Origin of the sequence: Halorubrum sp. SD690R, assembly GCF_005435035.1 — an archaeon.
GTDB classification, from domain to species: domain Archaea; phylum Halobacteriota; class Halobacteria; order Halobacteriales; family Haloferacaceae; genus Halorubrum; species Halorubrum ezzemoulense.
The window spans coordinates 1-20,383 of sequence record NZ_SGTV01000044.1; the positions used below are offsets into that span (position 1 = coordinate 1).

18 protein-coding genes and 1 pseudogene are annotated in these 20,383 nt (G+C 54.5%); 13 read left to right on the forward strand and 6 right to left on the reverse strand.

Features of this window, described 5'->3' with window-relative positions; all coding sequences use genetic code 11:
* Positions 1-119 (forward strand): annotated as a pseudogene (locus tag EXE41_RS16900) (IS630 family transposase); the annotation flags it as partial.
* Positions 120-870: 751 nt separating this feature from the next.
* Here EXE41_RS16900 and EXE41_RS16910 read toward each other — a convergent pair.
* Positions 871-1,878: a bifunctional oligoribonuclease/PAP phosphatase NrnA gene (locus EXE41_RS16910; RefSeq protein WP_137691587.1), complete on the reverse strand. Its 1,008-nt coding sequence runs from the start codon at positions 1,876-1,878 to the stop codon at positions 871-873.
* 605 nt (positions 1,879-2,483) lie between these two features.
* On the opposite strand from EXE41_RS16910, the gene EXE41_RS16915 reads away from it, so the two are divergent.
* Positions 2,484-2,753 carry a hypothetical protein gene (locus tag EXE41_RS16915; protein ID WP_137691588.1) on the forward strand — a complete coding sequence of 90 codons (270 nt, stop codon included), beginning with the start codon at positions 2,484-2,486 and terminating at the stop codon, positions 2,751-2,753.
* A 29-nt stretch (positions 2,754-2,782) separates the two neighbouring features.
* Here EXE41_RS16915 and EXE41_RS16920 read toward each other — a convergent pair whose 3' ends face one another.
* Both EXE41_RS16920 and EXE41_RS20045 read right to left on the reverse strand, forming a co-directional pair.
* Positions 2,783-3,061, reverse strand: a complete 279-nt coding sequence (locus tag EXE41_RS16920; protein ID WP_137691589.1) for a hypothetical protein — start codon at positions 3,059-3,061, stop codon at positions 2,783-2,785.
* 390 nt (positions 3,062-3,451) lie between these two features.
* A complete protein-coding gene (locus EXE41_RS20045; protein WP_137691590.1) occupies positions 3,452-4,066 on the reverse strand; it encodes a deoxyribodipyrimidine photo-lyase in 615 nt (204 codons plus the stop codon).
* 935 nt (positions 4,067-5,001) lie between these two features.
* On the opposite strand from EXE41_RS20045, the gene EXE41_RS16930 reads away from it, so the two are divergent.
* The 9 genes from EXE41_RS16930 (at position 5,002) to EXE41_RS16970 (ending at position 13,501) form a co-directional block, all read left to right on the forward strand.
* Positions 5,002-5,214 (forward strand): hypothetical protein, encoded by a 213-nt coding sequence (locus EXE41_RS16930; protein WP_112077623.1) that lies wholly within the window; start codon positions 5,002-5,004, stop codon positions 5,212-5,214.
* Positions 5,215-5,380: 166 nt separating this feature from the next.
* Positions 5,381-5,677: a hypothetical protein gene (locus EXE41_RS16935; protein WP_094583237.1), complete on the forward strand. Its 297-nt coding sequence runs from the start codon at positions 5,381-5,383 to the stop codon at positions 5,675-5,677.
* Positions 5,678-5,851: 174 nt separating this feature from the next.
* The gene (gene sufB, locus EXE41_RS16940; protein ID WP_137691591.1) at positions 5,852-7,282 is read left to right on the forward strand and encodes a Fe-S cluster assembly protein SufB; all 1,431 of its coding nucleotides are present in this window, start codon (positions 5,852-5,854) and stop codon (positions 7,280-7,282) included.
* 40 nt (positions 7,283-7,322) lie between these two features.
* The gene (locus EXE41_RS16945) at positions 7,323-7,652 is read left to right on the forward strand and encodes a ferredoxin family protein (RefSeq protein ID WP_008443201.1); all 330 of its coding nucleotides are present in this window, start codon (positions 7,323-7,325) and stop codon (positions 7,650-7,652) included.
* 204 nt (positions 7,653-7,856) lie between these two features.
* Positions 7,857-8,063, forward strand: a complete 207-nt coding sequence (locus EXE41_RS19750) for a hypothetical protein (protein ID WP_241987273.1) — start codon at positions 7,857-7,859, stop codon at positions 8,061-8,063.
* 90 nt (positions 8,064-8,153) lie between these two features.
* Positions 8,154-9,017, forward strand: coding sequence for a 2-oxoacid:ferredoxin oxidoreductase subunit beta (locus EXE41_RS16955; protein ID WP_137691593.1), 864 nt, complete (start codon positions 8,154-8,156; stop codon positions 9,015-9,017).
* Between the two features lie 260 nt (positions 9,018-9,277).
* Positions 9,278-10,672 carry a YdiU family protein gene (locus EXE41_RS16960; protein ID WP_137691594.1) on the forward strand — a complete coding sequence of 465 codons (1,395 nt, stop codon included), beginning with the start codon at positions 9,278-9,280 and terminating at the stop codon, positions 10,670-10,672.
* Positions 10,673-10,925: 253 nt separating this feature from the next.
* Positions 10,926-11,681 (forward strand): SDR family NAD(P)-dependent oxidoreductase, encoded by a 756-nt coding sequence (locus EXE41_RS16965; RefSeq protein ID WP_137691595.1) that lies wholly within the window; start codon positions 10,926-10,928, stop codon positions 11,679-11,681.
* A gap of 524 nt (positions 11,682-12,205) precedes the next feature.
* A complete protein-coding gene (locus EXE41_RS16970) occupies positions 12,206-13,501 on the forward strand; it encodes a Tat pathway signal protein (protein WP_137691596.1) in 1,296 nt (431 codons plus the stop codon).
* Positions 13,502-13,524: 23 nt separating this feature from the next.
* Here the strand turns inward: EXE41_RS16970 and EXE41_RS16975 are convergent, their stop codons facing one another.
* Complete coding sequence (locus EXE41_RS16975; RefSeq protein ID WP_241987274.1) at positions 13,525-14,451, reverse strand: iron transporter; 927 nt, start codon at positions 14,449-14,451, stop codon at positions 13,525-13,527.
* Positions 14,452-14,876: 425 nt separating this feature from the next.
* On the opposite strand from EXE41_RS16975, the gene EXE41_RS16980 reads away from it, so the two are divergent.
* A complete protein-coding gene (locus EXE41_RS16980) occupies positions 14,877-15,653 on the forward strand; it encodes an SDR family oxidoreductase (RefSeq protein ID WP_137691598.1) in 777 nt (258 codons plus the stop codon).
* A gap of 640 nt (positions 15,654-16,293) precedes the next feature.
* Here EXE41_RS16980 and EXE41_RS16985 read toward each other — a convergent pair.
* Complete coding sequence (locus EXE41_RS16985; protein WP_241987276.1) at positions 16,294-16,569, reverse strand: DUF4864 domain-containing protein; 276 nt, start codon at positions 16,567-16,569, stop codon at positions 16,294-16,296.
* Between the two features lie 428 nt (positions 16,570-16,997).
* Positions 16,998-19,232, reverse strand: a complete 2,235-nt coding sequence (locus tag EXE41_RS16990; protein ID WP_241987275.1) for an amino acid permease — start codon at positions 19,230-19,232, stop codon at positions 16,998-17,000.
* Positions 19,233-19,402: 170 nt separating this feature from the next.
* On the opposite strand from EXE41_RS16990, the gene EXE41_RS16995 reads away from it, so the two are divergent.
* Positions 19,403-20,140, forward strand: a complete 738-nt coding sequence (locus EXE41_RS16995; protein ID WP_137691600.1) for a universal stress protein — start codon at positions 19,403-19,405, stop codon at positions 20,138-20,140.
* Positions 20,141-20,383: the final 243 nt, after the last annotated feature.

Below are 20,383 nucleotides of genomic sequence, written 5' to 3' on the forward strand. Positions count from 1 at the left end.
AACTTGATCAAGAACTTGGGAACCGCCTGTTTGACACACTCGACGATCTCCGTGAGGCTGCTCTCTCTGCACTCGACCGGGTCGAAATCCCAGATGTGTTTACGTATTTATGTCCGTGAGTATGAATACTAAGGCGATGTGTACACCTCTCCGACAAGAAGATTAGATATTCAGACGACGCATACAGCGACTATCGCTGATTCGCCTGCTATACCGCCCACAGTCAGGCGCCGAATCAGCTATCGGCGAGTACGAACAAGCGACACAGACAATCACATATGTTTTTCCTGACCAGCCGTGAGATGCGTTTTTGAGGAGTCAAACGTCGAACGCACTGATCATCGCGATTGTACTCGGTGGAGTATTCACCCTCTTTCGCAACAGTTTCCTCCATGAGGAAAGTCAGAACCCAAGATAGCCGGTCAAGCGTCGATTGATTTTTATAAAACGGTAGCAAACGCACAAACGCTGATGCCCTCCACAAATTTACGGGGACAAATCTACTTTGAGGGCCGAACGGGGGCATCAGCGTTTTATACGCCGGTAGTATGCTCTTGATCGAGAGCGTTTAGACATATGTGGTAGGGCATTATAGAACGGTTGGCATACCTTCTTTTTGCCCTCTCGAATTGTTCAATACAAGGAACTCACATACCGCCCAACCCGTAGATTTGCTTGCTACCTATCGAGAACGTCGTGCGAGATACAGAGGTTGTAGTCAGCATTACAGCGATGTTTGCTTCACGCCGAAACCGCTGAACCCTCCGCTCACCACGTGCGTGCGGATTGAGTTATCAAGCAACACATGGTGAAGTCCGGAGTTGGATAATAACTGTCCATATCGAATGACTGTTGGTGTTGCTCTTCTATCTATTCGGACAGATTGAGTTCCGCGAACAGGCGTGTGGTAATGATTTGTTCGACGATATCAAGCAACTGTGCATCGTCGGACGTGTAGTCAGCAAAGAGACCGAGCGGGATTTCACCGCCCGCGACGTCCTGATGACCACCGCCACTCCCGACATCTTCGAACGCCTCATCCAGTACATCACCGACGTTCACTCGTGCATCTGGTGACCGAGCACTGATCTGAATTGCGTCGTTGACGAGTCCAAACACGATGGCGGTCTGAACGCCCTCAAGTCTCACCAGATAATCGACGGCCTGTGGGAGCGCATCCCGTTCGGTCGTCCGGCCAACGTGAGAGATAAGTACCGCTCCATTTATAATTCGATTGTCAATGGCGGTTGAGATCGCGTCGAGAGTTCCCCCAGACACTGACGGCGAGGAAAGCTGGCGGACCATCTCTTGATCCGCGTACTCGTGAAGATATCCCGACGCATCGTACTCTTCAGAGGTCGCTCCGCGGAGGAAGTCGAGGGTGTCAGAACGGATAGCAAACAGGAGTGCTGTCGCGAGATCCGTATCCAGATCAATGTCGAGGGTGCGCACATACTCCGTAAGGATCGTCGCAGCTGCTCCTAGTTCCTCACGATGATCGACAAACCGAGCGTCGATATCCTCGGCAGGATGGTGGTCGATCACGATATCGACGGCCGTGTCCGGAGGAACCGTGTTGTTCTCGCCTGGGATGGAATGATCAACGAATGCAAGTAACGAGTCCGGCTGACGGTTCTGGACAGTTGCCGAATCGAACGATTGGAGGTCGATGTCAAGGAGATTGACGAACGCTCGGTTTTGTTGGTGGGAAATCTCGCCACTGTAGAGGATCTGCTGTTCGTCGATGCCAGCCGCAGCCGCGATCCGGCCCAATGCGAGTGCGCTCGCGAGACAATCCGGGTCGGGATTATTGTGGCAGACGATGTTGAGATCGCTGCCCCCCTCGAGAAGGCCATCCAGCTGTTGTGGCTGACTCATACGCTCATATCTACAATCTCTGTACAGTTACAGTACAGGATATATCAAGACAAGTGAGTCGTATAGCAGTCATACAGGAGAGGTCGAGTACAAGATACGCGCTGTGTATCTCGCACAGCTATTGGAATATCTCTCTGATCAGGCAGAATTCTCGGCACTCAATGCGCACGCAAATTCCCAGCACATATTCATCTGTGTGGGTGTGAAATAAACACCGTGGCAACCGTTCTATGACTCCCTTAACACTGGTTAGGATATTGGTCGTGATTATTGTGCTAATTCTCCCACTCGGTAGCACGACAAACCCGCAACGGGCGTTTTCGGTTTCATTCAATCGATCTTGTAAACCAATGCCTTATGTAGAAATGCGGTGAATAGGGAAGGTAAATGTCACATAAGGCAGCAGGCATCGCTGACAAGTGAATCCTGAGCCCACGTCACGGTCGACATCGACCGTGGCCTGTCTGTCTATCTCGTCACGTCGCCAGTTGTAGAGCAGTACGGCTTACTCAGGGCTGAAACCACTAAGAAGGCGTTTCACTCTATGAGGCTTTCGGAGCCAGATTTATAACGATCGAATATGTATTTTTCGATAGGTGGTATGTATGGCCACACTAAGCTATGCGGGGGCAGAGTCGCACCACCACCCAGATAGCGACATTGAGACGGGTGAAACCGCAGTCTGGCCACTCGTTGAGTGCCTCGGTGGGAGCGTGGGGGCTGGAATTATTTTTCTCCTCTCCCTCCCAGTGTTAGCCGACCTCATGAGTCCGCTTGGAGCCCTGTCTCCAACTGGGCTCCTCGTCGTGTTTCTGTTCGCGTGGCTGTTCTTGTGGCTACTCATCGCTGTGACTCGCGAGCGAGTCACCGACTGAGTAGTCACAGAACAAAGTATACACTATCTTCAGTCGAACACGTCGGTGAAGTCCCGAAGAATATCGTGTGACGACTTTCCATCAGCACGAGATGGGAGTGGATCCTCCCAGCATTTGACCTCGAGTGTTTGTGCATCCGATATCTGCTGCGGATCAGTTGTCACATTGAGAATTGCCGTGTGATAGATAGCGAGGAGTCGGTGATCATGGACACTCACGTGATCGATGCCAGCTCGATTCAGGACTGCTGGGATATCCGTGGGACTAGAGAGAGATACCGAGACGGTTGGAGAATCCGGGTCACCCATACCATCAATTCTCACATCAGACGGATAAACTACCTGTGCTGGAGAGCCTCGAGGAGTTCGTGTTGACCGTTAGGAGGGTGTCATAGAAGTCTTCTCACACCCACACAGGAATCGCTCAGTACAGGAGATCCACATACCGACACACAGTACAGACCTACCTACATTATGTCAGAAATCCCGGTGAGATACAGAGGTTGAATTCAGTGTGAGAGATATTAACGCGCCTGAATAAGAGCGAACGGAGAATGACTCTCCCCAGATATTGGTCCTGAAGCGCGTTGACAATATCAAATATCGATACGACTGGTAGAACCCGCCTCATCGGCTGTTATCTGACCGGTGCCAAATCGTTCGAACCCAGTCGAGTGCCGTATCATGCTGAGTGACGTACTATCCGGTGTCGTCACACCGACGATACGTTGTTCCGTTCGATAGGGCTCGTAATCGCTTTCGAGCAGATTCAGTACCGGCGGTGAGGGGTGCTGAGTCGTATTCGTCTTCACGAAGGTCTGAGAGTCGTGGCACGGCTTGGGTCTTAATCTCCAGTGTATGTGGGTTAGCCAGATACGCCTCTGGGTTCGAGGGCAACGTTGTAGATGAATTCATTTTGCTCGGCTGTTCGTTTGGAACGGACGTGTAGGTGACTCCGGTGCGGGTGAGAGCACGCTGAACCGCACGGTCACGGGCACGGGCCAGTTGTGAATGGTCTTTGTTCCACACGACTTGTTCGACTCCGATGGTCTGCGCAAGACGACCTACGACGTCGGTTGGGTCTCCGTGCTGTATCACGATATCACCGCCATGGCCTCGGTACCAATCTCGAAGTTCATGAAGAGAACCGAGCATGAACGCGACTCCTAACCCGTTGGCCCGTGACAAAATTGCGTCATCTAACACGAACACTGGCACCACACAGCTATTATTCTGTTTAGCAGCGGTGAAGGCGGTCGAAAGCGCCGGATTCGGACTTGGCTGAAGCGTACGGCGGTGCCAATACAACTGCATACATATCCATAGGGAGTTTCAATAAGAAGGGTTGTGGCGCCCGTGTATAGAAACGATTCAACCTGTTTGATGGACCTCCCACCTCCCGACTTAGCACACATCCGTGTAAGACACGTGCGCTGTATTCAGCAGCGCCTCTGGCATATCTTTAGCTTTTGTCAGAAGTTACATGCGCGACACAGAGGATGCAGTCAGCAATGGAACTGCGTTATTTTCTCCGTTAAAATCCAGAACCAACCGATAGAACGTGCCTGCGCATTGACTGCCGAAAATTCTGCCAGTTCAATGAGAGGTTCAGCTACCTGTGCGAGATACAGGGCACGTATGTAGGAAACCACTATTTGGCTCACAACTGGTGCTGATCTCTTTTATAAGTATTTACTATGAAGATAGTAATTCACATTTCCCACGTGTACTACTAACAAGCGCGGATCGACAGCGATGAAATCAGATCAAATCTATACAAGTACACGTGTTCCACGAGAAAAAACGAGACAAGTGGAACAGAAAGAAGAGGCAAAGAAATCGCCAACGCTGAAATCAGATCAGATCTATACAACAACACGTGTTCTACAAGAAAACACGAAACAGGTGGAATAAAAAAAGAGGCGGAAGAATTATTCTCAGATAGTGTACTGAGCGAATCGATCTATCCTGATTTCGTCACTGCGACGTGCCACATTCGCGCTGTGTATTCAGCAGGCCGTTACGAACATCAACGCAATCTGGTAAAAATCTCAGCAGTACACTCGCAAACGCATTCTATCGGCTGATTCAGATGTGAACTCGCGAAATAAATGTCGTGGTAGATCTTCTATGACACCCTAGGTTTAGTGGGAATTGCCTGATACACGGCTCCTGTGAACCACACAGCCGTTTTAGCTCACGAGACTTGCCCCAGTTATTTTTGCCTCTGGAAAATTCATCCGATATAGATGTCTGATAACTCCGACGACACTGGGGGAGAACGGGTCGTCTTCGCAATGCTCGTTGGAGTGACGTTCGGAGCGGCACTCGGAACGACAGTTCTCCAAGATATCACACAGGGAATTGTTGCTGGTGTCGTCGTTGGAACCCTCGCTGCTCTCGTCTTCCCAGCGTGGACAGACCGACTCTACAAAACGGTAACAGACAAACTCGGAGAATAATCCCCTACAGTGAACAATTCGAGAGAGCAAAGGGAGGTATGCCAACCGCTCTGTAACACCCTGACTATAGGCTAAAAAGAGGTCGCACTCGGCTGGAGACGTCCAAAAGCATCTGGCGTGTGGCTTGGCGCAACAATTCTTCAGAGTGGGCGCTAACATACCAACAATGACGGACGAGATCGACATCCCAACCGAGCCGCGGGCTGCGGTCGACGCACTAGCGACTCACCTAACTGCGACCGCAGATCGCCCAGTTCCGCCAGCGACGAACCGATGGCTCGGAGAAGCTGAAGCCGTCGCCCGCGATGCTACCAGTGACGATCTTGACACGCAAACCAGACGGAAACGGGTCCGCCAAGTTGCCACACTACTTGAGTCGGCTGATGAAACGGGCGACGTGGTCGCCGACCGCCACATCGAAGCAGCGATCGAGTGCTGTCAAGTCATTCTTGCTAACGAGTGACGGTAGCCTTGTATCGACGGAATAGCCCTCTCGCCACATGTTAAATACTACCAAGTAGAGAAACCGAATTAAATCACACAAAGTTATTCATTTTCGTTAAAGAAACCGTCATAAGTTACTAACGAGTGTTCTAGCGCACCACACTTATATTCGTAGTCTCTGAAGAATACTTTGATGAGTTCAAAACAAGACGATCTCAAAGAGACGAACACCGAGGCCCGTTTCGAGTTCAAGAAGGAGGAGAAGTCTGCCTTCCAGACCGAGAAGGGCCTCACCGAGGAGACGGTCCGCGTCATCTCGGAGGACAAAGACGAACCGGAGTGGATGCTGGAGCGCCGCCTGCGAGCGCTCGAACAGTTCCAAGAGATGCCGATGCCGACCGACTGGCCCGGTCAGCCGGACCTGAGCGAAGTTGACGTCGACGAGATCGTCCCCTACATTCGGCCGGACGTGGACGTGCGGGCGGGCGTTGACGACTGGACGGAACTACCGGACGACATCAAAGACACCTTCGACAAGCTGGGCATCCCCGAAGCCGAGAAGAACGCACTCTCCGGCGTCGGCGCCCAGTACGAGTCGGAGGTCGTCTATCAAAACATGCAGGAGCGCTGGGAGGAGAAGGGCGTCATCTTCTGTAACATGGACGAGGCCGTCCAAGAGCACGAGGAGCTCGTCCGCGAGCACTTCATGACCAAGTGCGTCCCGCCGAGCGACAACAAGTTCGCGGCGCTTCACGGCGCCATCTGGTCGGGCGGCTCGTTCGTCTACATCCCCGAAAACACCACGGTAGACATGCCGGTCCAGGCGTACTTCCGGATGAATAGCGAGGGGATGGGCCAGTTCGAGCATACGCTCATCATCGCTGAGGAAGGCTCGGAAGTCCACTACATCGAGGGCTGTTCTGCGCCGAAGTACTCGAAATTCAACCTCCACTGTGGGGGTGTCGAAGTGTTCGTCGACGAGGACGCCCACGTCCAGTACTCGACCGTCCAGAACTGGTCGAAGAACACGTACAACCTGAACACGAAGCGCGCCATCGCCGAGAAGGGCGGGCGCATGGAGTGGATTTCGGGGTCGATGGGGTCGAAGGCGACGATGCTGTACCCATCGACGATCCTGAAGGGCCGCGGCGCCTCCGACAACCACATCACTATCGCCATGGCCGGCGAGGGCCAAGACATCGACACCGGCGCGAAGGTCTATCATAACGCGCCCGAGACCAAATCCACCGTCGAGTCGAAGTCGATCGCGAAGGACGGCGGCCGCACCAACTACCGCGGTCTCGTCCACATCGCGGACGGCGCCGAGAACTCCTCGACGGCCGTCGAGTGCGACGCGCTGATGTTCGACAACGAGTCGACGTCGGACACGATGCCGTACATGGAGATCAATGAGTCGAAAGTCGACGTCGCCCACGAGGCGACCGTTGGCAAGATCGGTGACGAGGACATCTTCTACCTCCAATCGCGCGGGCTTGACGACGACGACGCCAAGCAGATGATCGTCTCGGGATTCATCGAGCCTATCACCGAAGAGTTACCCATCGAGTACGCCGTCGAGCTGAACCGGCTCGTCGAACTCGAGATGGAGGGCTCGCTCGGATAGTAGTTCGTCTGGACTACGCTACCCTTATCGAGAAATTCTCATGGCTATCGATCCACACTTCGAAGCGAACCGCGATGTCGCTGAGAAACATGAGGGGCACCGAGTCTGGGGGCCGGTCGACGAACCGGAACAGCAGGGAATCCACGGCACACACGTGGCTGTCGACTTCGATATCTGTATGGCCGATGGTGCCTGCCTCGAGGACTGTCCCGTCGACGTGTTCGAGTGGACAGATACACCGGGCCACCCCGAGAGCGACATCAAAGCCGATCCGATTAACGAGACACAGTGTATCGACTGTATGCTTTGTGTCGACGTGTGTCCCGTCGACGCCATCGATGTCGATCCCGGACGAGCGGGGCGCCTGTGAGGGGTGATTGAGGAACCACTTATGACCCTACCACTCCAGTGCTATCGGTGCGGGGCAGAGTATACCTATATCGGTAAGAGTCCACATTCCGGACAGTGCCCAGCATGCGGCTCCTCTTGCGTTCCGCCGGCTGGCAGTCTCACCGTCGTCAACAGCGTTCACTGGGAGAGTGCAAACGGGCTCGCGAAAGTCTGGGTCCACAGTGTGGATGAACGTGACCGACCGTTTGAATTCGAAGTCGCTGCACACGGTCGCCGTGGCAAGCTGGTTGCGATCAAAGTTGACGGCGTGCCGATTAACCCACAAGTTGACGAGACACTCGAAACGCTCCCACCGGCAGTGAAGGCCAAAATCGAAGCACAGGGAATAACAGACGTCGAGATTGCGACAGTCACGAACTCGAAAGCATGATACCAAGCCAGATTACGCAACGACCGACACCCGCGAGCATCGGCTCGAAGGATGTCCTCCTGCGTACGGTTGGAGGGGGAGGTTAATCCGATGAGTACCGACATCAGATTCACTGACTTCAAATCCGACAAGCAGCCAACGTGGTGTCCCGGTTGCGGGGACTTCGGCACCATGAACGGGATGATGAAAGCGCTCGCGAACACCGGGAACGACCCGGACAACACGTTCGTCGTCGCAGGGATCGGCTGTTCCGGGAAGATCGGCACCTACATGCACAGCTACGCACTCCACGGCGTTCACGGTCGCGCCCTTCCCGTGGGGATCGGGGCGAAGCTAGCGAATCCGAACCTCGAAGTGATGGTCGCCGGCGGCGACGGAGATGGCTACTCGATTGGCGCTGGCCATTTCATCCACGCGGTCCGCCGCAACGTCGATATGACATATGTCGTCATGGACAACCGCATCTACGGCCTCACGAAGGGGCAAGCCTCGCCAACATCGCGTGAGGACTTCGAAACCTCGACCACGCCCGAGGGGCCGAAACAGCCGCCGGTCAACCCACTTGCGCTCGCGCTGGCTGCCGGCGGGACGTTCATTGCCCAGTCGTTCAGTTCGGACAGCCAGCGCCACACCGAGATCGTTCAGAAAGCCGTCGAACACGACGGGTTCGGCTTCGTCAACGTCTACAGCCCTTGTGTGACGTTCAACGACGTCGATACCTACGACTACTTCCGAGACACGATTGTCGATCTCGCCGAGACAGACCACGATCCGACGGCTTACGATGACGCTACAGACATGATTATGGATGAAAATAAAGAGTACCAGGGTGTACTCTATCAGGACGAACACTCGGTTGCCTACGAAGAGCGTGAAGGGCTCTCAGACAATATGGCGGTCATACCCGACGGAGCTCCGGACAATGTAACGGATCTCGTTCGGGAGTTCTACTGATACACATGCCTGATTGTGCTACCTGTGGCGAGCATATTTCTGCTCAGTTTGTACAGGTGTTCGGCGACAAGGACGGCGTCGTTCTTGCATGCCCGTCCTGCTCGGCCAATGCTGGTATTGGAAAGGAAATACGACAGCGAACGGACGATATATGAAGATTCTCTCTCTATCGGGCCCTATTCGCTCGTATTGTCACGCCCATGGGCGGGATGAGCCGTACAAATTATCAAAGCAAGCGCGAGAACACTATATGAACCTAAATGACCTTTTCATTTGACACGACTTACAAAGAGTTAGACTCGGAGCTGTATTCGAGAGTGACACCGAAGAGTATCGCTCATCCCGAAATTGTGGTTCGTAACAACGAGCTATGTGCTGACCTTGGGTTGGATACAGCGAAACTTGATGCGAAGCTGCTAGCAGGTCAAGATCGTTTAGAAGAACCGATCGCCCAAGCGTATGCGGGCCACCAGTATGGGAGTTTTACCGTCTTAGGCGACGGGAGGGCAATGATACTCGGCGAGCACGTGTACGATGGGAGTAGATACGATATTCAACTGAAAGGGTCTGGTCGAACGCCCTACTCCGGAAGAGGCGATGGAAACGCAACTGTCAGCTCGATGCTCAGAGAGTATCTGTACTCGTATGCGATGCGGAATCTACACGTTAAAACATCGAGAAGTCTTGCGGTCATCGAGACTGATGATGTGGTCAACCGACGCCGGACAGAACCCGGAGCCGTCCTAGTTCGAGTAATGAACAGCCACATTCGGTACGGAACCTTCCAGTACGTCGCAGCCCGAGCATCCGACGAATTACAGCAGTTCACTGACTACGTAATTGACAGGCACTACCCGCAGCTACACAAAAAAGATCGTCCATATGTGGAGTTCTTTGATACAGTCATGCAGTCAGCGATCGAAATGGTTGTTGACTGGTTGCGTGTCGGATTCGTCCATGGCGTGATGAATACGGACAACATGAGTATCGATGGAGAGACATTTGATTACGGACCCTGTGCCTTCATGAATTACTATGACGAGGAGGCGGTCTTCAGCTCAATCGATAAGCACGGGCGATATGCGTTCGGCAACCAGCGACCTATCCTGCGGTGGAATCTCGAGCGGTTTGCGGAAGCACTCCAACCGCTGTGTACGCAGTCAGCGCTCACGTATGATGAACTCGAAGCCAAGCTAGACGAATTTGAGGCTCGATTTGATGCGCAGTACTACGCGATGATGCGGAAGAAGTTGGGAATTGGCTCAGATGGCGAGGAAGAGCTCGTCGATGAATTCCTAGAGTGGCTTCGCAAATCGAACGCAGACTACACCAATACGTTCCTCGAATTAGAGGCACCCAAGACGTTTGATGACCCGGTGTTTACAACTGCGGAATTCGAGCAGTTGAGGGATAAGTTGGCTGCTGTCGGCCTGAATGAGGAGTTGATGCAGGAGGTCAATCCGCGGTATATTCCCCGCAATTATCTAGTTGAAGAGTCACTGGATGAGTATCTCGAAACTGGAAAGCTATCCAAGTTCAAGCGGTTACTGACCGTATTGGAAACCCCCTATACGTCGAAGGATATGGGTTCGCAGTTCCAGCAACCACCGCCACGCGAGTTCGATGCCGAGTATACAACGTACTGTAACACGTGAGCAGACAGTGCTTCGAAGTGGGGTATCTACTCTTAGTTAGTGGTGTGATCCTTGTTGGAGAGGAGACGTGCGATCCGTTCGATGTACGCTGAGGCTGTTGGCGCGTTCGAGACGGGTGGATGGCTCTCGCTCTGTCAGCACAACCTGGCCGACATCCAGCGGTATACCTTATTATAAGCTTTCGCCGGCAGATATATCACGGTTGTTTGTTAATATCTAACAATCCACGTGAAGCGACGTGGTGGGAGACACTATGAACGGAATACAAGACGGAGTTGCGGTCGTCACTGGCGGTGGATCAGGAATCGGTCGACAGTCGTCACTTCGGTTTGCTGAGGCAGGAGCAAAGGTCGTTGTCGCCGATATCGACGAGGAGGGTGGCCACGAGACGGTTGAGATGATCACGAGTGACGGCGGCGAAGCGACGTTCGTCAAGACAAACGTCACCGACTCTGACGATGTTGACGCGATGGTACAGACGGCGCTTGACGAGTACGGCGGGCTTGACTTCGCACACAACAACGCCGGCATCGCAGATGAGGGTACTCGCCTAGTTGAATACGACGAGGCGCAGTGGGATCGGATGATCGACGTGAATCTGAAAGGCGTTTGGCGATGTCTGAAAGCCGAGATTCCAGAGATGATTGAACGAGGTGGTGGGGCTATTGTCAACACTTCCTCAGTCGCTGGCGTGAGTGCGAACGGGAGCGCACACTACGCGGCCAGTAAACACGGCGTTATTGGGCTCACTCGGCGGGCAACAGTTGACTACGCTGAGGATGGTGTCCGGTTCAACGCAGTCTGTCCGGGTGTCATCGACACGCCAATGGTCCAACAAGCGGGTGAGGACAACAGCGAAGAGATGGACCGCATCACTGCAGGTATTCCAGCAGGACGCCTCGGTGAGCCCCAAGAGATAGCCGATACTGTCGTTTGGCTCTGTTCTGAGGACTCTTCTTACGTGATGGGGCAGCCAATTATTGTCGACGGAGGGCTCCTTGTCCAGTAATTAAGCACATATCGCAGAGGGACTGTCATTACGGCGGCAACATGGTGCCCCCGTACACCGCAGTGCCGCCGCAATAGGGTTTAAAAAAGACCTTTCACACCCAGCACCGATCGCTCAGTACAGTTGGAACGCGTACCGCTACTGCCGCTTATAAACTACCTCGGTAAGTACCCCGAGGTACCCGCCTCAGTTATCCGTAGACCAGTCAGCACGAGGATCCGTGTGTAAAAAAGACAACCAGATCAACAAACCACTGGGTACACCACTAATACTGAGATGGGAGAGAGATGAGATCGTAAGAAGAGCGAGCGGGTGACCATACTCCTCGTGAAAATTGGTATAAAAACCGGTGATTACTGGCCTTCACGATAGGGAAGAGTTTCACCTCCCAGACGCTTATTATATTGATCTGCTGTCTGGAAGTTGTCGATATCGCTGAACCCTATCACATCCGCTCGTGCGTGTAAGCGTCTCAACTTTCCAAAGGCCGCACATTCATCCTGTCGAGGTCACAATCAGTAGATATGGACTTTTTTGATCGAGACCGACCGCGCCGTGAGTTCTTGAAACGCGTAGTCGCGATGGGTGGGGCTAGCGCACTGTCGGCCTGTCTAGCCCGGACGGAATCGGGGCCAGTTCCCACTGGTGATCCGAATGCGAAGCCTGCTCGCCAGCACGCGTGGCGAGACTACATCAGACGTGATGACGCCGGCAACTCACTACTTCCTGTCCATCAAGTGTTGTTATACCTGAACGTAGACGGTGAGGGCCCACCAACGGACGACCAGCGCGAGGCCGTCGCCACAGCGCTCGGGACGATCGATCGCGCGTACGAGTGGAGCCACGAGGGATTGCTCTACTCAATTGCCTACTCGCCCGCATACTTCGGCCGGTTCGAAGCGTCGCTGCCAGCGGCTGTGGACCTCCCCGCTCCGCAGTCACTGTCTGAGTTTGAAACACCAACATTCGATACACAAGACGCGGTCGTCCACCTTGCGAGTGACCGAGCTGATACGGTGTTGGCGGCAGAGGAGGCACTAACTGGCGAAAAAGAGCGTGTGAATGGTGTCGACGTCGAGGCGCGGCTCACAGATGCGTTCACCGTCGACTCCCGCCGCACCGGATTCGTTGGAGCGGGCCTTCCAGCACAGAATCAAGACGTCGCGGGCATCCCCGACTCGAAACCGGTCCCCGAAGACTCACCGCTATTTATGGGGTTCACCGCCGGCTTCGTCGGCAACCAAGCCACGGAAGATTACGTCACGCTGGAGGACGGCCCATTCGCCGGGGGAACGACAAAAGCAATTTCAAACATTCGGCAGCGACTTGACGACTGGTACCTCGAACAGGACCACGACGACCGGGTGGCGGAGATGTTCAGCCCGGTCCACGCAGAGCAAGGCCTCGTCGACGGCGTTGGTGCGAATCTCGGTGATAATAGCGGGATCGACGAGATCACAGATGATATCGTTGATCAAGCCCGTGAATATGCCCGAGTTGGGCATGCTCAGAAGGCGGCCCGTGCGAATCGAGACGTGGACGGGAACGTGCGACTACTCCGCCGGCACTTCGAGTCAACAGATGACATCGGCTCCGATCAAGAGGTTGCGAGTCTCCACTTCCCTTCGTTACAACAAGGCATCTCTGCCTTCGAAGATGTCCGTCGATCGATGAACGGCGTAGACATCACAGCGGAAACACCGGCTGTCCGTCAGCGGGTCAACAACGGCATTTTGGAGTACATCTTCACCCGCCGGCGTGGCAACTTCCTTGTTCCACCCCGTCGGCACCGGGTGCTGCCGTCGCCACGACCAGCGTAATCAACAGTCTATCGCCACCATCGCTACGCCGACTGCTGATCGTTGACGGTGAACTTGATGTCTTCCATTGCCCCGGTTTCACCACCGAAGGCCGTTTCATACCCCTCGTGACGCGCTGTCTGCGGCTGAAGCGTCGGCGAGAGTGTCAGCTTGTCACCGGACTGGACGGCGTCAACGACAGCGCCATAGTGGTAGCCAAGAGATGGGTCCAGCGTCCGAGTGAGCCGTTGCTTAGAGAGTATCTCACCGTCGCGAGTCTGTGCCGCTGAGAGGCTCATCGCCGGGATTACCATGCGGTTGTACTGTGACCGCGCTGAGACGGCGAGATACTGTCCCTGACCAACAACGCCTGCCGGAGGGGAGTCAAGCACCGTGGTCACGAAAACGGCCCCATCGGTACTGCCGGTGCCAACGACGCGGCCGGGGAGGACGTCTGCCCGGGGTGCAATCGAACTTGGGAGCATTTCCATCGCCATGGGGTCGACAGCACCGGGGGATCCAGCGTCCTCAAGCCGGCGAAAACTGATATTGTCTCGTTTCGATTCACTGTACTCAAATGGGATTCTCGCGGTTACAGGTTGTTCGAACCGGTCTTGAAATAAGTCGGTCCGTCGAGTCGATAAGCCACCAACACTAAGCCGGACATCGTAGGTGCCGTCCCCGTCAAGTCCGAAGTTTGCTCCGTAGTGAAAGCCCATTGGCTGTGACAGCATCGGGTAGATAGCCTCTTGAGAGATGAGTTCACTGTCGCGGTAGATCTCAACACTCAACCCCGTTTCAGGAAGGATCGTTTGGGTTTCAGAATCCCAGACGCTAGCCATCAGATGGATATCGTCGTCAGGCCCAATCTCGGTCAGCGACGTGGTTTCACCGTTGACGTTCCAAAATCGGTGGGCGTAGCTGTACATCAGTCCAAAGCCGTAATCGCCCTGCTCAGTAGTTCCAACCATCTGCATTCCCTCAACGTGGCCCGGCAAATAGATCCCGTTAGGACGATTTTCGACAATAGCAGGAGCACGCGGGGACCGAGAAGTAAGCTGGCCAGCGCAGCCGGCAAGGCTAGTGGCGGTGGCTACCCCGAGACCAGCTTCGAGAAATGTACGGCGATCCATGGCAATACGTACGGGAGAGACCGAAAAGTGGGTTTTGATGCCCTCCGCCGCCGACAACCGGGTGGAGCCATCAGGGAAACCGATCAGTTAGTAGGAGAGTTGTAGGCGATACATATTCCACCTATTGTGATCAATTCAAGTTTGTGTCGACAACAATGGATCATATACATCGCCTCCTAAGAATCCCCTCAAATTAGGTAACCCAAGAATAAAAAGGTATATCATGAACGTTTATTTACAAAGGAGAACATGTTAGCTACACCATGTCTGGTCCCCTGCTTGACGGGAAGACGGCTGTGATCACTGGTGGTTCGAGCGGCAACGGACGCTCTATCGCGGAGACATACGCCGCGGAGGGTGCGGACATCGTTGTCGCCGATATTCAGGAAGCACCACGAGAGGGTGGCACGCCGACTCACGAACTCGTCATCGACGAGTACGATGTCGACGCGACGTATGTAGAATGTAACGTGACGAATCTTGACGACCTCGAAACGGCCGTCGATGCCGCGGACAAATTTGGTGGCATTGACGTGATGGTAAACAACGCGGGTATCTTCCGCCAAGAGACGTTCGTCGACACCGACGAAGACGCCTTCGACCAGATGATGGACATCAACGTTAAGGGAGTCTACTTTGGCGCGCAGTACGCTGCCCGCAAAATGGTTGAGAACGGCGGTGGGAGCATTATCAACATGTCGAGCAACGCCGGTCTCGAAGGGAGTGCGGGCTTCGTCACCTACTGTACATCAAAAGGTGCGGTCCGACTGATGACGTACGCGCTCGCCGACGAGTTGGGGCCTGAGAACATCCGAGTGAACGCGATTCATCCGGGCGCTATTGAGACGGCAATGCTCAAAGAGGACGTCGAGATCGTCGGGACAGAGGCTGAAGAGGGTTATCGTCAGACGATCCCGCTACGTCGGCTCGGTCAACCAGAGGATGTTGCTGATGCCGCACTCTATCTAGCGAGCGACCTCGCATCCTACGTTAGTGGGGAGTCACTATACGTCGACGGTGGGATGACAAATTCCGGATAACTGAGCAGCGTCTCTGAATATTCGATTCATATAGAAAGTTCGACACAAAAGCAGAAGGCACATTCGTATTCAAATATTAACAGGTATTATAAAATTATCCACAAGAGTCTGATTTTATTTGGGATTCGATGAATTAGCTGTCAGGACGAGCATGCGGCATTGAGTGCCGAGAATTCTGCCAGATCAGGGAGAGATTCCGATAGCTGTGCGAGATACACAGCGCAAGTACCGTATGATCAACGTGTCCGTGCCTAGCTCAAGATAATCAGGGAGTCTCTTTGCTCCCTACTAAATAAGCTGGTATGATCGCGAGCAGTGACATCACAAACCCGATAATAGGAGTAAGTCCGAGGAAGTACGTGGTCATTGGCACATCAATTACACCGGTGAGAGACATGAACGCTACGTAGACTGGGAGTCCGGTGGTCATAACCAGAACGATAGTAGCGATCTTCCGCTTGTCTTGCTTAGTCAAATCCTGAGTGAGAGAGGATAGGTGAGCCATATTGCTCGATTCGCTCTCACCTGTATAGTTCTTATTCGATTGTCGAACACATACTACGAAGAATTGTGGACCGGCTTAACTCCATCCGATAGATACATTCTCTGTACCGAGCGGCTCACCGGTTAGTAATCGATCTCAATCAAGAGCGCTGTCAGTCAACCAGCATTCCTCGAGTGGCTCCGCTCTACAGACCGAGCGTTCAAACCGGTACGTGACCGTCTGGCCATCGGAGCCGGTGAGAGTAACTCGCTGTTGGGCCTGGTTCCCGGTCCGCTCAAGCGACTCAATCCGGGCTTCAACGTGGTCAATCATCGGCGCGTACCGGGGACTTTCGACCAACTTAATTAACCGATTGAGCGGACCGGTTGCACGGCGATTAGCCGGCGATGCGAAGTTGTACCCGGTCTTGATACCGGCGTTCTCGACCGGATCATCGTTGTCGGCGAACGCCTAAAGTTGTATCCGGACGACCTGCTCGGGGCCGTGCCTAGGGTCGGGTGTCGGAAGATCGGAGACAGGGTAATCAGGGTGTGACATGGGGTGAACCGGATGGGTAGCTGATATACTGGCTAGAAGCTATTGAGTTGGCCGTCCGTATTCGACCAATGCGCTGTATCTCGAAATGAATTCTTGACAGCTGTGAGTGCGCGAACGGATCTGAGTCTCCTGCTCGCAGTACAGTTCGTGAGCGGCGGTGCGTGTGTCGCGGTGGTATACTTTGGTTCGAGCAACGCCGTACCGTTTCAATTAGTTCGACACAAAGGCTGGGAGATCTACGGGGTACAGGTAGACACTACTCGGAGCAAATTGAACGCCTCGGGTCTTAATTCTGTGACTGTTTACTCGCTGGGATCACGATCTTTTTCAAGCTCTTTTCGACCGCTTTTCGCAATCGCAACGTTACACGACGTTTGATCGTGAATCCGTTCCGCGATTGACCCGGACCGATCTCGCCGCAGGTCGGACCGATCGGACAGTCCGAGACAGACCAGATCGCGTTGGTTAGTCGCGCGAGTAACCGCCGATTCGACGGTCTCGCCGACCAGTACTACCGTATCGTACTCTGTGGGCTCAAGATCGGCCTGTCGAGCGACTCTCGCAATTATCTCCTCGCCTCGTTCTACGGCGGTGTCACTCGCGTTTATCGATCCCCCGCTTTCCCCTCCGTTGGCCGACTGAACGTTGATCAGTGTCGGTCGTACGTTCTCCCCGCTAAGAGTCGCGAACTCCGCTGCTCGACGCACCGCTGTCGGAGCGTTCGGGCCCTCTCCGGTGAGTGCTACTACCTCGTCGATTGGCTGTTCTCGGAAGTTGGCTAGCGTCACGTCAACTGGCGCATCCGTGAGAAGCGCGTCCAGATTCGGCCCGAATGCATATTCACCTCGGCCGAACGATCCGCGCCAGCCGAGCAGAGCGTGGTCAGCCTCCTCCGATTCGAGAACCTCGAGGATAGTCTCGCTGACATTCTGGCCAACGACGGCACGAGTCTGGAGGGAGATATCTATCCTCTCCGCGATGCTGCGGGACGCCTCCAGTAATTCACGCTGATGGTCGAGACGCTCGACCTCAACGTTCTGTCGCGTGTCGTCGGCCACCTGTAGGACGTTGAGCGCGATGATCTCTACCGGTCCGTCCCCCGCGTTTGCGGAGGCGTTGGCCGCGGCGAGTTCCAGTAGCCCCTGCTGGGTATTCGGGTTCACGATGGGGACCACCACGGTGTACGTCGAGTCTTCCCCAGGAAGCGCGTCAGAGAGTAACCCTTCCTCAACTGCGTTGGTTCTGGCGTAAACAAAGTACCAGACCCCTCCGAGCCCGGTGATTCCCGCACCGACGAACTGGACAATCTGTGCCATCTGCGTGATGACGAATACCGACGCGAGCACGCCGAGAACCGGCACGATCGGGTACAGAACCTCCGGAATCTCGAAGTCGGGGTCGTACTCCGGCGGATCGGCCCGTCGGAACGTGACCAGCGCGACGTGGACGAGCGCGTATGTCACAAGGAAGCTGAAACTCGCCACCTCGGCCAGCAGTGCAACGATGGCCTCGACCTCCAACCCAATACCAATCAGCCCCGCTGTCACTGCTCCGGTCGCAACGACCGCTCGATGGGGGGTGTTGAATCGATCGTGGGTCTCGTTCAGCCAGTCGCTCATCAGGTTGTCCCGCCCCATCGCGAACAACACCCGTGAAGCTGCGAGGATTGAGGAGTTCGAACTCGAGATCGCCGCGATGACCGCTGCAAAAACGATGGCAACCACGCCGATCGACCCCGCAAACACAATTGCGACATCAGCGACAGGGACCAGCGACCCACCGAGCTCCTGATACGGGATAATACCAGTCGAGACGATCATAATAATCATATAGAGGATTGTCACCCCCACGACAGAGAGAACCATCGTCAGTGGGATGAGCTTGCCCGGCTCTTTGACTTCGCCGGCTACAGTCGCGATGATCTCAAACCCGAGGAACGTCACGAAAACGACTCCTGTTGTGGCGACAATTCCTGAGGGACCAGTCGGAGCGAAATCGACCAAATTCGCCGTCTCAATAAAGAAGAGTCCGACCCCGGTGTAAATCAACACGATGACGAACTCGGTGCCGATCATGATGTTCTGGGCACCACTGGACTCCTCGGTGCCATAGTAATTTACCCCGACGATGAGACCGAGGCCGAGGAGGCCGACCAGAACGATAAGCGCCCGCCCGTCCAGAAACGGGACCGATTCGACGATATACTGCCCGAATCCGACCATGTAGAAGGCGCTTGCAAACATCAGGCCGGTCCACATCCCCCATCCAACGATGCTGCCGAAGAAGCTCCCGAGTCCGCGGTTGACGTAGTGGTAACTACCCCCCGAAATTGGCATACCCGTCGCCAGTTCCGCCAGCGAAAGCGCGGCGAGTAACGCGACGAGGCCCGCGATACCGAAGGAGATCGAGCTCGCCGGACCAGCTCCTTCAGCCGCAATTGCAGGCAAAATAAATATCCCAGCGCCGATCATCGTTCCCCCGCCTAATGCCATCGCTTCGGTGAAGCCGAGCGTCCGATCGAGTTGGCTCTCGCTCACGTTATTTCTCCAGCATCGAAATGCTCCGGTCATGCGAAGCCATGGACGTATTTCTCACCGTTTGATCTCACAAATTGTAATGAGATGACAGCATATATACCCCGGGATGTGTACAAGGAGAAGTCGTAACGTCCCCTCTATTTAACCCGACTGGGAATCAGTGATAGAATATGGCTGAGGGTGATCCACAAAAAAGCGACGGAGATTCAACCGTGCTGATCCCGCTAAATGCCGCCGAAGGCGAGAACCTGCCGGTAGCACTAGTTGAGACGCTTTCGCCTCTACACATCGTCGTACTCGGCTACTACCCGGTCCCGAGTCAGGCAGCACCGGAACAGGTCCAGTCGGATCACGAAAATGAAGCGACCGCTGCAATCGAGGATGCGGTCTCTCAGTTCGCGGACCGAGGTGCCGAGGTTGAATCCGTTGTCGTCTTCACGCATAATAAAGACGAAACAATCGACCATATCGCAGCCGAGTACGATGTCGATGCGGTTCTGACGCCCAGTGATTATACTGAGGAACTTACCCGTGTGCTCGTCCCGGTGCGGGGCGATGAAAACCTCGATAACATCATCTCGTTTATTATTGATCTACTCCGACAGAGCAACATTGCGGCTACACTGTACAATGTCGCCGAGTCAGACGGAGAGGCGTCTCGCGGCGAGTTACTCCTCAGAGGTGCCCGTGATCGACTGGCTGAAAACGGGATCGATCCAAACCGCGTTGAATGGCAGGTTGACCGCGGGGAGTCACCGGGAGATGCAATCGTTACGACGGCTCAGGAGTACGATGTATTGATCGTCGGCGAGTCTGAACCGTCACTTCGTGAACGGATCTTCGGTCGAATAGCCGGTCACGTCGTGGATAGGGTAGACCAATCGGTGCTTGTCGTTCGGGATACCTAGCAGAGAACGTTGTACGCCGAAGGGATCAGGATACTGTGAATTTTCTAAACGATATGAAGTGGTCGCGCAACACCGTGCGCCGAACCTGTCCGGAGAAATAGCACATTTGACGGCTGATACTGTCAGCTAAATATGCTTTAGGTTAGAGTGTGATTAGCAAGTATGTCCACGCTTGACGCCGCCACTCTTGACGACCTCCGCGACGCTCTCGCGGAGGTCGAAGATAAAAAGCCGACACAGCGG